Annotated in this window: 12 protein-coding genes and 3 pseudogenes; 6 read left to right on the forward strand and 9 right to left on the reverse strand. The window is 58.0% G+C overall.

Features of this window, described 5'->3' with window-relative positions; all coding sequences use genetic code 11:
- Nucleotides 1–69: 69 nt before the first annotated feature.
- Nucleotides 70–1104: a sensor domain-containing diguanylate cyclase gene (locus tag JQK88_RS20285; protein WP_203279239.1), complete on the forward strand. Its 1035-nt coding sequence runs from the start codon at nt 70–72 to the stop codon at nt 1102–1104.
- Between the two features lie 265 nt (nt 1105–1369).
- Here JQK88_RS20285 and JQK88_RS20290 read toward each other — a convergent pair whose 3' ends face one another.
- The 4 genes and pseudogenes from JQK88_RS20290 to repC form a co-directional block, all read right to left on the reverse strand.
- Entirely contained in the window at nt 1370–2155 is a 786-nt protein-coding gene (locus JQK88_RS20290) for a DUF1194 domain-containing protein (RefSeq protein WP_203279240.1), read from the reverse strand.
- A 565-nt stretch (nt 2156–2720) separates the two neighbouring features.
- A complete protein-coding gene (locus JQK88_RS20295; protein ID WP_203279241.1) occupies nt 2721–3203 on the reverse strand; it encodes an RES family NAD+ phosphorylase in 483 nt (160 codons plus the stop codon).
- Nucleotides 3200–3631: a DUF2384 domain-containing protein gene (locus tag JQK88_RS20300; protein ID WP_183454856.1), complete on the reverse strand. Its 432-nt coding sequence runs from the start codon at nt 3629–3631 to the stop codon at nt 3200–3202. Before JQK88_RS20300 ends, JQK88_RS20295 begins: the two co-directional genes overlap by 4 nt.
- 62 nt (nt 3632–3693) lie before the next feature.
- A pseudogene (gene repC / locus JQK88_RS20305) lies at nt 3694–3996 on the reverse strand (replication initiation protein RepC); the annotation flags it as partial.
- 902 nt (nt 3997–4898) lie between these two features.
- Here repC and JQK88_RS20310 point away from each other — a divergent pair.
- The 3 genes and pseudogenes from JQK88_RS20310 to JQK88_RS20320 all read left to right on the forward strand — a co-directional run.
- The gene (locus JQK88_RS20310) at nt 4899–5153 is read left to right on the forward strand and encodes a WGR domain-containing protein (RefSeq protein WP_203279242.1); all 255 of its coding nucleotides are present in this window, start codon (nt 4899–4901) and stop codon (nt 5151–5153) included.
- Nucleotides 5154–5688: 535 nt separating this feature from the next.
- Complete coding sequence (locus JQK88_RS20315; protein WP_246749939.1) at nt 5689–5985, forward strand: hypothetical protein; 297 nt, start codon at nt 5689–5691, stop codon at nt 5983–5985.
- Between the two features lie 200 nt (nt 5986–6185).
- Nucleotides 6186–6275 (forward strand): annotated as a pseudogene (locus JQK88_RS20320) (integrase core domain-containing protein); the annotation flags it as partial.
- 672 nt (nt 6276–6947) lie between these two features.
- On the opposite strand, the gene JQK88_RS20325 reads toward JQK88_RS20320, so the two are convergent.
- The 4 genes from JQK88_RS20325 to JQK88_RS20340 all read right to left on the reverse strand — a co-directional run bounded on the left by JQK88_RS20325 (nt 6948) and on the right by JQK88_RS20340 (nt 10227).
- Nucleotides 6948–8059 (reverse strand): IS3 family transposase gene (locus JQK88_RS20325; protein ID WP_192384594.1). Its coding sequence is split into 2 segments (ribosomal slippage): nt 6948–7804 and nt 7804–8059, totalling 1113 coding nucleotides; the frame shifts between segments, so codons are not numbered across the junction.
- Between the two features lie 832 nt (nt 8060–8891).
- Nucleotides 8892–9164 (reverse strand): hypothetical protein, encoded by a 273-nt coding sequence (locus JQK88_RS20330; RefSeq protein ID WP_203279244.1) that lies wholly within the window; start codon nt 9162–9164, stop codon nt 8892–8894.
- A gap of 598 nt (nt 9165–9762) precedes the next feature.
- Nucleotides 9763–9966: a hypothetical protein gene (locus JQK88_RS20335; protein WP_203279245.1), complete on the reverse strand. Its 204-nt coding sequence runs from the start codon at nt 9964–9966 to the stop codon at nt 9763–9765.
- 60 nt (nt 9967–10026) lie between these two features.
- Nucleotides 10027–10227, reverse strand: coding sequence for a hypothetical protein (locus JQK88_RS20340; RefSeq protein WP_203279246.1), 201 nt, complete (start codon nt 10225–10227; stop codon nt 10027–10029).
- 349 nt (nt 10228–10576) lie between these two features.
- Between JQK88_RS20340 and JQK88_RS20345 the strand changes: the two genes are divergently transcribed.
- A complete protein-coding gene (locus JQK88_RS20345; RefSeq protein WP_203279308.1) occupies nt 10577–12232 on the forward strand; it encodes an MFS transporter in 1656 nt (551 codons plus the stop codon).
- A 250-nt stretch (nt 12233–12482) separates the two neighbouring features.
- Nucleotides 12483–12569: pseudogene (locus tag JQK88_RS37485) on the forward strand (GntR family transcriptional regulator); the annotation flags it as partial.
- Between the two features lie 25 nt (nt 12570–12594).
- On the opposite strand, the gene JQK88_RS20350 reads toward JQK88_RS37485, so the two are convergent.
- Nucleotides 12595–13908: an MFS transporter gene (locus JQK88_RS20350; protein ID WP_203279247.1), complete on the reverse strand. Its 1314-nt coding sequence runs from the start codon at nt 13906–13908 to the stop codon at nt 12595–12597.
- Between the last annotated feature and the right edge of the window lie 59 nt (nt 13909–13967).

A 13967-nucleotide genomic window follows, 5' to 3' on the forward strand; every position in this document is an offset into this window, starting at 1 on the left:
GGGGTGGCTTGATCAGCCGATAAAGAACGCTGCGGCACCCGCGAAAAAGAGTCCGGAAAGGAAACAAATATGCGCCTGCCATCCGCGTCTCAGTTTATTCGCAAGGCTTTTGGTCGCGTCGGGTCCGGGCAATCACCGGCAGGCTTGGCAATCCGTTCGGACATTCTTCCGGAAGAAACGGATTTCCGGATGCTCACTGAGAACAGCGGTGACGTCATCATGCAACTCGGGCCGGACATGAAGGCGCGCTACGTTTCACCGTCATGCACCCGACTTCTGGGATGGCTGCCGGAGGAAATGGTGGGGCATGGTCCGGAGGTGTTCGTCCCGCCGGAGCATCTTCAAAACATCGCTGCGGCAGCCGCGCTCTTGCTTGCCGGAGCAGATGAAGGCGAGCCGCTTGCGATCGAGATCCGGCGGAAGGATGGGAAAACTGTCTGGGTGGAGAGCAAGGCGCGCATCGTCCGTGATCCGCTAACTGGCGTTCCAGGCGACTTCGTGCTGATCATGAGAGATATAACAGAACGCAAACGGCTCGAAGAACAACTCCGCTCGCTTGCGATGACTGACGGACTGACCGGCCTGGGCAATCGCCGAGCTTTCGACGAGACCTTGGACAGCGAATGGCGACGCACCGTTCGCAGCGCTGGACAGATGTCCCTGCTGTTGCTTGATATCGATCGGTTCAAAAGCTTTAACGACAAATACGGTCATCAGGTAGGCGATGATTGTCTTCGTGCCGTCGCTGCCGCTATAAGAGACGTGCTTCATCGTCCTGGGGATCTGGCGTCGCGATACGGCGGGGAAGAACTCGCCGTTATCTTGCCTGATACTGATGGCGAGGGAGCACTTGAAATAGCGGAACGGCTAAGGCTCGCAATCGAAAATCTCGGCCTGCCTCATGACGACAATCTGGAAGGCGGCAGACGCGTCACAGTCAGCATTGGTTCAGCGACCGCACTGTCACGATCGGGCGGGACGATCAGGATGCCAGAAGGCCTGCTTCTCGCCGCCGACTCCGCCCTTTACAAGGCCAAACACAAAGGCCGAAACCGCGTCGAAGTCGCACTGCTCCTCGCATCGGAAGGTCCCGACGCGGCCTGATCAAAGGACGTTACAGCCTCGCGCACCGACTCAGCAAGAAGGTCCCGATTTCGTTGGTCTGGGCCATAAGCAAAGCATTGAGCGCGGCTGGGTGTTTTCGGCCATGAGCGATCCATTCCCGACGAGATTGACGAGGCGCTTTGGGATGAAACCTGCCGGCGTGTTTGGTCAGCCTTGAATGCACTTTTAGCTGCACCATTGCGCGCGATAACGATCGCGACAGAGCGACGGCCATAACGGTGCAATCGTCTAACGGTGCAATCGTCTAACAATGTGCTTTGCCGGAGGCGGAACTCATTTCTCGAATTAACTTCTTGATTATTGCCGATTGAAAGGCAGCGGCGCTGTCGGCGGGAATGACGAACGAGCCGGGCCCTCCGATCACATGCCGTTCATAATATTCCGTGGTCGTCTCACCGTTTTCGACATCCGCGCCTATCGGAAGACCATTGATTACAATGCCTTTCCGAAGTGCTCTCTGGCGGCTGTCCTCGACTGAAGATCCGTCATTGTTTGACCCGTCGCCTGAAATATCGATGATCCTGCGCAGGGTTGGGACGGGGAGTTTGTCGAAGGCGTCCACAGAGGCGTCGATGGCGTATGAGATCGATGTCTTCGAACCGTGCGGACCAGAGCGGAGCCTTTCCGAGTTCTTCCGGAGTGCCTCAGCGATAGCGGCTGCATCGTTTGCGTCAGAAAGAATGGTCCAGCCTACCCGGGTCTCCAAGGAGCCGCGGCTCGACCATTCGACAAAGGTGACAGCGATCTTGCCGTGCATACCCTCTTTGATCACTTTCAGCACGGTCGCTGATTCCAAAGCAGCCGCATAGCTCTCGCGTTGTAGCTTGGCCTCTATCTGGTTGATGGAGCCGGACATGTCGGCCGCGAGAACAATCGCGACATCGACTTCGTTGATCGGGTCCTCAAGGAGAACGTTGTCGCCAACTTCACGAGGACAAAGACAGTTCGTATGAGAATTGCAATGAACTGTCTGGAAAACGGTCAATAAAATTCTAAGCAAGCCTGCGCCAAATGCAGCAAATGACAGCACTCAAATTACCCATCTATCCTATGGAGCAGTTACGCTCCGGATTAGTTGATTGCTGAATCCATTCAATTCTGTGGAGAACTTTGAGCATATAGAATCTTAAAGGCGATCGCCCGCAAACATTAGTGACTTATCTATTAGCCGCACGCATTTCAGGAGTCAACAAATGAACGAGAGAGTACCGGGCGCAGCAGTCTACTGACGCATGCATCCACGGATTATTGCAGCGCAAGTATCGCCAACGCAAGAGGCAGTCCTGCGACCAAACGTCAGCCGGGCCCAGTCTTGGCTTGCACGTCATGGGGTGTCATCGAAGTCGGGACTCCGTGGCGGCTTCGGAAACTCCGCTAAGCAGCATAGCGGACGAAGTTTCTACGAAATGTTCCTGCGTTGCGGCCTTACCGCACATAATGCGGCATGTCTTCGCGCGTGGGTTACATACCGGTGTGGCGCGACAATTCTGGATCGACGCAACGCTCGCAGCTTCATTGTCACGCCGCACATACCGGTGCGCCGCGCCAGTCTCACTAATGCCTCGGGGTTGTAGGCGACAGAAAGCCCCTCCCCCTTACGCCCCAAACAGCCGCCGGTCCCAGTAGACGGGCTGGTGCAGACTTGTCTGGATCCTTGAAAACTCCGGATGCGCTGGATTGATCAGCACATTGCAATCGAGACGCGCTACGACACTCGGCACCAGCAGGATGACGCTGCGCCGTTCTGAACACCAAGCTTCGCCAAATCCCTTGCTCACCGTCGCCGGCATCGTGTCCCAGCCGGGCAGTGACGGCTGGGAAAAGACCTCGTAGCTTAGTCCGCGCGGGATTGTGATTTCGATGTAGTGCTGGTTGGGCGGCAGTCGGCCGCTGCCATGCGCCAGCTTTTCCAACAGGGCCGTCGAATAGTGCTCGCTGGTGTAGATGATAGGACTTCCAGGCGTATTCCATCGCCCTGGCGCAATTGTCGAGCCGGTCGCATCGAAGATCGGGTAGGTGCCGGCCGGATCGCCGATGCGAAAGGACGATAGCGTGCGATCGAGAGTCTGCGCCGTCACGCAGCACTGCCGTACTTCAGACTTCCGAGGATATCGACCACCATTTCGGCGCCGAACTCGCTCAGGATAACGACGTCGATCGGTCGCTTGTCCTCGATCATCGGGTGCGGCCGAAACAAGAAATCGCGCGCTTCCTCTTCGTTCTGCCAGACATCGACAGCAAGCCCCCAGACGCGCGCCACGCGAGCCAATCGTGTGCCCTCGTCCGAGGAGAGGCGATGTACCATCTTGCGCCGCTCGTAGGTCGCCTTGGGGATCAGCCGGTATTTGAACTGAGCATCGCCAGGCGCCAGAAGATGCGCAACACGCTCGAGCGCCCCAATGGGAAGTCCATCCTCTATCCTAGAGATCAGCCCGAATGGCGACCGCGCTGCCACCTCTTTCACGGGCAGCCCCAACACGTCGGCGACATTTCCGAACGCTAGCATATCACTCTCCATTCCATGTGAGGCAGTATATAGCCTCACATGATGCGCCATACAAGCCCTCGTCAGCCCGAACCGATCCGCCAACGGCTACCTGTCATTTTTGCTGTCACGCGTTCGCTCGCAAGGCCGCCATCAGCAATCGACCCGGCCGAAAACTCCCCTGCACTAGCCTTCTTGCTCAGCACGCGCAGATAGCCGCCCGGGGAATTGATGTGCTGTGCCCCTGCGGAATGCAGGCGATCACCACCGCGGCGATCTCCTGCCCCATGATATGGCAGGCTTGCTCATACGCTGACGTCGAAACACCCAAATATCCCCGCACCTGGGCGTATGATGAAATCGCGCCAATTGCCGATCCCATCAACGGGCCTTTTTCTTTTGCGGTTTAGCTCTCCTGCTTCGACTGCCAATCGGCATAGAGGTCATCTAATTTAGCCGTGCGGTAGGTGGCGAAGAGCGGCCTGTTGACCGCGCCAATGGCGATTGTGGCGGTTTTTCCGTTGGCTTTCAGCGAGACGCGAATCGAATTGTCATCGAGGGCCCAGGATTTGGGAGCACCGTCGCTTTGGGCGTCTTCTCAGGTTTGGTTGTCAGGACGGCATCGAAAGTGCACATCTGCGGCGAATGCGAACCGTCTTGGTTCCGAATGATTACCCCCAGGGAAAACGCGTTCCAACATCGCTCAGCGCTGAACAAGGAGCCCCCGGAACAAAAATGGCCGGGCTCGAATGCGGCCCGGCCAAAGGAAGGTTAAAACCTTCAGAGGGAACACCGTCCGGCGGAATGGGAGGAAACCGCCGAACGATTTTGCCTGTTTGATCTTATTTCAAAGCCTTGGCGAGGAATGACATTCCAAAGAAAGCGCGAAACGGCAAGAATTCGTGCTCCGTATAGCCGCAAGCCTCACGAGCGCGCGGCTCCGGACTCGAGAAGATCGGCATAGTGGGGCGTGCCACATCGGGATGTGATGCAGCCGGCTTTTCAGGACATTGGTGCCGACATTGCGGAACAACGGATTGTCCGGGTCCACTTGCCGGTCCGCATGCGGCCGCCAATTCTCCGAAGCGGTATGGTTGTATCCAGCCGCCGCTGAAGAAGAAGCGAACGGATGCTCAAAGCGATCATGGAACGCATCATCCGTGAATGGCGGTAAGAGCGTAAGCGCTGACGCTGGTGCCACGGATCCATCAAGATGATGAATCCATGGCGACGGACCGATTCATGAAAGTCGTTGGACGCCGCTTCCAAAGGAAGCGAGAATCCGGCCATGGAGAAGGAGGAGACAGGTCCGGTTCATCTACATCGCATCGATCCGTCGCAGAACATGCGCCGGTTCTATTCGCTCGCGATCCATCCGACCCTGTTTGGCGGCGCCTCCGTGATCCGCAACTGGGGCCGGATCGGCACGAACGGCCAGTCGATGGTGGAGACATTCGACAGCGGGGAGGATGCGCTGTCCGCCTCGACGCGGCTCGAACGCTCGAAACGCCGTCGTGGATATCGCGACCCCGGCGAGGTCTGAGGACGCATCCTGCTTGCGCATGAAGGGGGCGCCCGTTTGCGGTCCCTCAGAGCAGACGACGAGATCATATCGGAAAAACGCGATTACAACAGACGCCCAGCAAGCTCCGCTACCTGTGCGGATCCGAAGTTCAAGGGGGCGTTCTATGCGGTTTGAACGAGCGTTTGACCATGGCAGCCAACCAAATCCTGGCGAAACCCCTCGAAGAGGGAAACACCGGCTGCTCGCTTCAAGCAAGTCGGCCTCATGGCCGTGATCGGCAAGCTGCATAGTGATAATCTGTCGATCACTTTGACCCATCCAACCGAAACCAGCTGCCTTTGCCAGGAGCGGCGTTGTTCAGGTAATCGGCCCAGTTGTGCAACGAGGGTTTTGATCGAGACAATGGGAAAGAACGCGATGGGGCGCGGCATGGCCCGGCAGTTCGAGCTCGCCCCTTGCCCTTCTCGGTACTTTGGGACCTTTCATGGGAATCCGATGTGAAATGAGGGATGAGTCCGAGGAATTATCGAACACCCTCATGTGGACTTGCGGCATGATCCTGCAAAGCGGTCCCGAGGATCGGCAGCGTATCGCGCTCGCCTATCAGGAAGCGCAGACCCTGGTCGCCAGCATCCCGAAGGACAGTGGCGATGCTCGCCCGCGCATCGCGGCCTGCATCAAGCGGTCTGATACCTATAGGGCGGTGGACGACATTGCCTGCGTCGGTTGGATGCTGACGGCCATTGAGGAGCGGGTGGACGAACGAAACCTCTCCACCTGGCGGCAGCTCCGCAAGGTCATTAACAAGATCCTCACGCAGCTGCCCTTGTCCAAGCCGGCAGTGCATTGATGGGCGGCGATCCCCTCATCTGCCCGATCGGAGTCGCCCTACGTTCAAGTGATCTTGCCTTCGTCGCCGCGATCGATGTCGGTTGCTAGCCTGCCTCCACCTCGGCGCTGACGACCGCAAGCGCTCCCCTCACCTCGAAATCGTCGAGAGCATGATCGAGACGCGGGAGACGGCTCCAAGCGGCGTCACGGTAATGCGAGGCCCGCAGCGCCATCACCTCATGGAAGGAGGATTACAACCACCACAGACCACACTCATCCATCGGCAACATGACGCCGGCCGAGTTCGCAATGAAATCCACGCTGGAAAAACAGGCCGCATGAGGCCAGAAACAAAACTCAGGACTCTCCCTCAAGCCGGAGGAGTTCAGGGTCTCAGGTCAGGTTGAGAAATTCCGCGAGCTGGCGCGCAAGATTGGCGCGTCCGAATCCGAAGAGCCTTTGAATGAGGCGCTGCGGAAGGTGGCGAAGGCTAAGCGGGAGAAGGCGGAGAAAGGCGGAGGATAGGCCGAAGTGACGTGGCTTGTGACTTGGCCGTGCGGTTACCAGAACCCTTACTTTGCCGCCACGGTGTACGGTCTTAAATGGTTCCTGTAGCGCTCCTAATTCACCTTTTTGTCGCCTTCGCCTTTCCCCTTAACGCCTAGGTAGTCGGGGAACCAAGTAAGCGTCGCGAGGATGGCGAAGATTCCACCCATGACGCCAAGTGGCCAGCTTGGCATTCCTGTATTGATGGCATCGACGGACGCGCCAGATTTAATTTGCTCTATCGCACTTTTGCCACCGTCGAGCGACCCAAGCGCGTAGCCTAGGTAGCCTACGGCGCATCCAGCCAAACAAACCGCAAGCACCTTAAACAGTTTGAAGTAGGCTTCGGCATCTCTAAACGAGAGCGTTACGATTGCGACTATGGCCGCGACCGTAAGCGCGGCTGAGATGACCTGCTCCCCGTTTTGTCCGCGCCTATAAGTTAGCCCTGTTCACGTTGTGGTCCGATCTGGACCGGGTTGCAAACTCGTTTGGGGTGAGCCCGTCGAGGCTCGTATGCGGTCGGTTCAGATTGTAGTCGATCCTCCATTCCTCGATGACGTCGCGGGCGTGACGATAGCTGCGGAACAGATGCTCGTTGAGGCACTCGTCCCTCAGGCGCCCGTTGAATGATTCCACGAAGCCATTCTGCATCGGCTTGCCTGGCGCGATGTAATGCCACTCGACGCCGCGATCCTGCTGCCATTTGAGCATGGCGTTCGAGGTGAGTTCGGTTCCGTTGTCGCTGACCACCATCAGTGGATAGCCGCGCCATTCGGCGATCGCATCCAACTCCCGCACCACGCGTTCGCCTGACAGCGAGTTGTCAACCACTGTGGCCAGGCATTCCCGGCTGAAGTCGTCGATGACGCACAGGATGCGGAAGCGGCGGCCATCGGCCAGCGTGTCGGAGACAAAGTCGAGGCTCCAACGCTGGTTCGGGTGCTGCGGAATCGCCATCGGCGCTCGCGTTCCCAAAGCCCGCTTGCGGCCGCCACGCTTGCGAACGGCGAGCCGTTCCTCGCGGTAGAGGCGGTAAAGCTTCTTCCAGTTGACCTCGACGCCCTCGCGCCTCAGCAGCATGTGCAGGCGACGATAGCCGAAGCGTCGGCGTTGTGACGCCAATTCCTTCAGCCTTCCACGCAATTCGCCATCGTCCGGCCGCGTCGACCGATAACGGTAGACACGCGGATCAATGCCCACCAGGCCGCATGCGCGGCGCTGGGAATAGCCCTTCTCTTCCATGGCCCAGCTCACGGCGTTCCTCCTCGAGCCGGGCGTCAGAAGTTTTTTCCGAGCATCTCGCGGAGCGTCGACACGTCCATCATCGACTCCGCCAGAAGCTTCTTCAGCTTCGCGTTCTCTTCCTCAAGCGCCTTCAGCCGTTTGGCTTCCGACACCTCCATGCCCCCATACTTCTTGCGCCATGTGTAGAACGTCGCATCCGAGATGCCATGCTTGCGGCACAGCTCAGACGCGGACAGCCCCGCCTGATGCTCCTTCAGGATGCCAATGATCTGTTCGTCCGTGAACCTGGATCGTTTCATTGCCCGTCTCCTCTTCCAGAGAACAGGCTAACCTCAAAGCGAGGACTTTCCAGGGGAGCAGGTCAGAGACAGTAAGAATCGCCGCCTGCATTATCCCACACCCCTAAAATCAAGAACCACCGGCAAGGTCAGTTTACGAGACTGACCCTAGAAATTGAACGACATCTGTTTAGGCCAAGACCGAACGTGTGCACAGACGCTTTCCACACGTCCGAACCGCACTCGCATATAAGGCACAGACTTCAACAAACTTCGCCCGAAGCAAAATGGTAGTCATTGCTTATTCTCCCTTCCACACGGGGATGGAGCCCCGCCTCTCCAGCTTGCAAAAGCGCAGGCCGTCACGCGTGCGAACCACGATAGCTTGTGGGGGAAAAGTTTGCCGACGGCCCTACTCAACGTAACACCAAGCCATAGCGCTGTACGATTAATCGGGAGGCTTAATTGTCAGCCAACCAGTTTTATGAAGTCCGCGCTACGCGAGCGCATTGCCTCTAGCAGTTCCGCTTCACTGACAGGCATCCGCTGGAAAAGGCCCAACACCGCTGACGCTACCAGTTCGGCATCTATCGACGTGCGGTCTACATGGGCATCGGCGATTATCTGCTGGAACACTCGCTGGCAGAGGGCCAAATCTTCCGGACCCAAGAATTCGCTTGTCAGGATTCGATTTGGCATTGCGTGAGAAACGTACGCTTTCCAGTTTGCCGGCCGATCGGATTTACGCTTGGGTGCGTGAAATATACAATCGCCTATTTTTTGGCGGTACCATTACCTTCGTCACTGTGCGCAACGCGGGGCGACCGCCGCTTCAGCCATCAGGCTTTGGGTGTCATTTCCCAAAAGCGGAGTCGACCCCTCCCGAGAGAAGCCTGACCTTTGCCAGTCTTCTACGGGCAAGCGTTCGCGCCAAAAGTTCAAAGCCGCGTTCGTAACATTCAACAATGAAAGCCAGCGTCATCAGATCGAGCAGAAAGTTGTCGATCGCATGTGTGAGCGCGTCAGACCTTTGTTCAAGCTGAAGCAGCAGGGCGCGCGTCTCTTCGATCGCGGCCCCGAAATCTTCTGCGTCAATCAGCGAGTCAATCCTGTCGAAGATCTGCAATGCCCTCACTCTCCCCAAGACATACTCAGCGCATCCAACGCCGCTGGTGAGTGAGTTTCCAACGAAAGAACATGGTCGCGTCTCACGAAAAGGCATCGCTCAGCAAAGTGCCCCTTTGATGAAGCATGATGAGTGGAACGACAAGCGAGAATCCGGGCTCCCGCAACTATGCACCCTGGATGACGTGGTTGAAGGCAAGATGAACCGGCCCGGGTCTGCTTACGCGTCTCTCGGCCGCAAAACTCTGGTTAGATCCCATCTCTGCTTCTTTGGCGGCTTCCCGCCGGCTGGCGAGATGATCTCCCCGATCGTTGATACGATCTACGATCTGCTTGGCGTCCAACGCGAGTTCAGCCGGCTTTTGCGCTTATGTCGGAGCGCCGAAACCGACCGTTATGTCGGCAGCGCCTCAATCAATTTGAACGGGAGATGCCGGGTCGGCTTTGGAAGCACGTATGGGACAGCCCCGGCTTGGTACCGAAGGGCATGATGTGCCGGCCACACAATGGGTGAAGGCAGCCTGATCGGCCGTATCAGACACCTGCCAGGGAAACCGGACTTGCGCCGCGCTTCGCTACTTGGATTTTCTCGACGAAAACTAGCGCGCCGATTGTTTCCTGGCATATGTGGCGACGGCGCAGAGGAAAGCCAAAGCAGCGGTGTCACACGCCATTCGAGAGGGCCCTTTTGCGAACAGTACGGCATCCGCGATCGGGAGAGTCAGGCCATGCTTTTTGGCGAAGGAGGTAAGCTCGTAAGGCTGATCGTCATCTTGATTGCGAATACCGAGTTCGTAGTCCATCAATGATTTCCTCCCGTGTTCCCAACCATTCCCCTCTTTGGGCCCACAACGATTAGCTGCCTATGCCAGGTTCTTGTAAAGAGCCTCTTCTTCGAAAATGCCCATACCAAATAGATCCATAGCTCGCGCGGCCAGTTGCTCCGCTTCAGCAGAACCTGCGCGGATTCCTTTTTCTTGGCAGATCCGATCATAGACCCGCTTCAGCAACGCGAGGTCGTCAGGGTAGGCTATGCCGCTTGGGGATTTTTCCGAATTGGTCATCGCTCTTCCCTGTTTTAACGCGAAGCGCGATAATCGCTCAACCGACGATGCCCTTTGGCTCCTTATCGCCGATGTAGAGGCCGTACTATCTTTTTTGGCCAGAGACATAGAAACAAGTCAAGGTCGCTCGAAGAAATCATCGCGCGCAGCAACGACCGGCCCTTCCCGCGTACAAAGGTTCGACGACATAGCGAGTGAACCAATGCCCGAAGAAGCGCCGCGGCTGCAAGCGGGCCTTGGGTCGCGTCGGCCGCGCAAGTTTCTCTCAATTCTGCCAGCCGCCACGGTTCAGTCGAGATTACATGCGAGACACCGCTGCCAATATCCGGAAAGCAAAGGCTCGCAAAAAATGACTAGGGTGGCTGGATCAAATGAAGATTTGGCTGCACCAACGACGTTTGCGCCCCTCATGCAGCCGACCTTTCGTTCGATCTGGCTCGCCACGCAGGTGTCGAGTCTCGGCTGGCTTATGCAGACTGTTGCCATCAGCTGGCTGATGGCGACGATCTCGACTTCCGATCTGATGGTTGCGCTGGTGCAGGCTTCATCGAACCTGCCCGCTTTCATCTTGTCCGTCTTCGCCGGCGCCCTCGCCGACAATTTCAGCCGGCGCCGGGTCATGTTCGCCGGCCGGAGCCTGATGGTTATAGCCTCTGCGATGCTAACCGCTTTTGTGGCGTTGGGCTTTGTCAGTCCGTGGATGATCCTCGGCTTCAGCTTCTTGATCGCATGCGGCGGTGCTCTCAACGATCCCGCCTGGCAAGCGTCTGTCGGCGATATCGTGGATCGACGCGATGTTCCCGCGGCCGTCACCCTGCTCTCCGTCGGCTTCAACACTGTCCGGACGGTGGGCCCGGCACTCGGCGGCATCGTGGTTGCCTCTTTTGGCCTTCTGGCAGCTTTCACCGTGACCACCCTCACCTATTTGGTACCCTTGGGCACCATATGGCGCTGCAAGTGGAAGGTTCGCTCTTCATCCCTTCCACGCGAGTCGATGAGGACTGCCATCTATGACGGGTTGCGCTTCACGGCGATGTCGTCGGAAATCAAGGCGGCGATCGCGCGCGGGACCCTCTTTGGCCTGGCGAGCATCGCCATTCTCGCACTGCTGCCGCTGGTTGTCCGCGATCAATTGGGCGGAGGGCCGCTCGCCTATGGCACGCTCATGGCCGGCTTCGGAACGGGCGCCGTCTTCGCCGGCCTCTCCAACAGCACATTCAGGCGTAGCTTGTCGCAGGAACGGCTGATGAGGCTCTCCTGCGTCGCCTGCGCGGCATGCTCCCTTTCCCTTGCGTTGACCTCTTCCATTGCGGTGGCGGCAATTGCGCTTGCTCTGGGCGGCGCGGGCTGGGTCACCGCCTGGTCCGGGGTTGGCGTGAGCGTGCAGCTGGCGAGCCCGCGCTGGGTCGTGGGACGCACGATTTCGATCTACTATGCCTTGATAGATGGCGGCATCGCGGCCGGTAGCTGGGTATGGGGCACGGTTTCCCAGAACCATTCCCTGACCTTGGCGCTGGAATGCTCCGCTGGAGCCCTGCTGCTGGTTGCTGCAGCCGGCGTTCTGTTTCCTCTGCGCGAGCGCCGCGAGTCCGAGCCCGATCCTTTGGAGGAATTCGACGCCCCAGCTGTCGCTCTCAATTTGAAGCCGAGAAGCGGCCCGATCGTGGTCAAGGTCGAATATCTGATAGCCGAGAGAAATCTCGAGGCCTTCCTCGACCTCATGCGGCAGCGGCGTCATGTCCACAGCCGCGTCGGCGCTCGGAACTGGACGCTCCAGCGCAACCTTCAGAAGCCTATGCAATGGACAGAAACGTTCCGCACGCCGACCTGGACGGACTATCTTCGCCTCAATCATCGTCTCACGGAAGTAGACAAGGAACTGGACGAGCGTGTCTTCCAGTTGCATGGGGGAGAGGAAGCGCCTCAAATGACGCTTTCGATTGAGCGGCCGACAAGCTCGGCCCGCAAACCCTATCAGTCAATCCTTCACCTTCCCCGTCATTGAAGCCCGACCGGCCATATCTGGGGCATCAGCCATCGTTAAACGATCGCGCTCAAATGGTTCCAGGCGGAGGCGGGCGATCCACCGGATTCTATGGTCAGCGCTGGAGAAGAACAATAGGCTGCGGGCGCGATCCGATCAGCCCGCCTTGACGAGCATCGACAGCCAAGCCGCCGAGTTGTCGGTAAAACATGTTTGCGAAGGACACACCCTCCATCCGCATCGCTCACACTTGCCGCATGGATCGTTTCTAGGTCAGGCGGAGCCGGTCGCGCGTTTGCGGCAGGACCATCTTGCCGAGGAGTTCGGGGCCAATCACGTTCCGGTGCGAGCGGCTTTTTCGCCGCCTTGAAAAGAGTCAGGTTCTAAGCAGCGGTCACCGGGGACGGGGTTCCGGCTGCATTCGAGTTGACCCCTTCGCGTTTTAAGAAGAGGGTCAGCAATACGAGACCGAGGCTCACAACAGACACCGACAGATAGACAGGATGGAACGTTCCGAAGACGGATTTTGCGAAGCCACCAAAGAATCCTCCCAGAGTACTTGAGAGGCCGAGAAGGACATTTCCGACGCCAAAGACGGTTGTCGACGCGGCGGGATCGAAGGACTTGCTGATGTAGGCTGGGAAAAGGCCGTACATCGAGAAATAGGCCAGCCCATATAGGGCGGCTGCGGCCATTAGGCTGGTCGCATTGAGGTGGAAGAACACCAGCAGCGAAGACACCAACATAGCGAGGAAGCAGATCGTGAGCGCTGTCCGGATGCCGGCGCGGTCGGCAATGAAGCCCATTGCGAAGCCGCCCCACATGCCGACAAACCCGATTGCCGACCACATGCCCCCGGCGAGGTTGACCGAGAAGCCCAGTTCATCACGGACAAAGGGCGATATGTACGTTTGGAATGGATAGGTGCTGAGCCCGCTTGCGAGCATGATTAGCCAGATCATCATGGATTGCGGGTTGCTGATGACGCGCAGGCGCTTCTTGACACCGGAACGATCAGAATCCGGGATATTGGCCTGCAACTCGACCGGCATTTCTATGATGCCGTGGCGAAACAGATAGAGGATGGAGAACGCGGTGATGGCCACGCCGAGGACCGCTATGAAAACCCAGATGTTCCGCCATCCAATTATGGGAAGCAGCGAGGCTACGAGCAGGCCGCTCGCGAAGTCGGCATAGCTCTGCCCGCTGGAAATGATTCCGAACACCTTGGCCCGATGCTGAAACGGTATGGATTTTGTCACTACGGCAACCATCGGGACGTAGACTGCGGACGAACAGACGCCGAGGACAAACGCCAGAACGTACAGCATCCCGACCGAGTGCGAGACGCCCATTCCGATCTGAGCGCAGAGCGAAAGCAGGACGGAGCCGACAATGGTCCGGCCGTAGCCGATAGTGGGGGCGAGGAGACCGACAAGCAGGCTTGCCAGCAGAAAGCCGAAGCGCGCAATCCCAGCTACCGCGCCGGTCTCGACATAGTTGAAGCCGATGCTCTTCATCATGTCGGGTATCAGGATCGAGAACAGATCCATCGAGAACCCGTATGTGATCCCGATGAAACCAGCGAATATTACAGTCAGGACAATCGTTTTGAGCAGGCCGTGATGCGCCGATTCCAACGGAAGTGAATGCTCTTTCTGGAGTGGATCGACGCCCTGCGCTGTTTCCGAATGCATTAGAGGTAAGCCCCCGACCTCGACAAACCCGCCCTGTAGATCGTCGTGAGAATCTCGAC

Source organism: Mesorhizobium caraganae (assembly GCF_016836705.1).
Taxonomy (GTDB): Bacteria; Pseudomonadota; Alphaproteobacteria; order Rhizobiales; family Rhizobiaceae; genus Mesorhizobium; species Mesorhizobium caraganae.

What these genes read in the sequence shown, in the direction of transcription:
- JQK88_RS20285 (WP_203279239.1), top strand. Translation starts at nt 70, where the DNA reads ATGCGCCTGCCATCCGCGTCTCAGTTTATTCGCAAGGCTTTTGGTCGC.
- JQK88_RS20300 (WP_183454856.1), bottom strand. Translation starts at nt 3,631, where the DNA reads ATGCTAGCGTTCGGAAATGTCGCCGACGTGTTGGGGCTGCCCGTGAAA.
- JQK88_RS20310 (WP_203279242.1), top strand. Translation starts at nt 4,899, where the DNA reads ATGGAGAAGGAGGAGACAGGTCCGGTTCATCTACATCGCATCGATCCG.
- JQK88_RS20315 (WP_246749939.1), top strand. Translation starts at nt 5,689, where the DNA reads ATGATCCTGCAAAGCGGTCCCGAGGATCGGCAGCGTATCGCGCTCGCC.
- JQK88_RS20335 (WP_203279245.1), bottom strand. Translation starts at nt 9,966, where the DNA reads ATGGACTACGAACTCGGTATTCGCAATCAAGATGACGATCAGCCTTAC.
- JQK88_RS20340 (WP_203279246.1), bottom strand. Translation starts at nt 10,227, where the DNA reads ATGACCAATTCGGAAAAATCCCCAAGCGGCATAGCCTACCCTGACGAC.
- JQK88_RS20345 (WP_203279308.1), top strand. Translation starts at nt 10,577, where the DNA reads ATGACTAGGGTGGCTGGATCAAATGAAGATTTGGCTGCACCAACGACG.
- JQK88_RS20350 (WP_203279247.1), bottom strand. Translation starts at nt 13,908, where the DNA reads ATGCATTCGGAAACAGCGCAGGGCGTCGATCCACTCCAGAAAGAGCAT.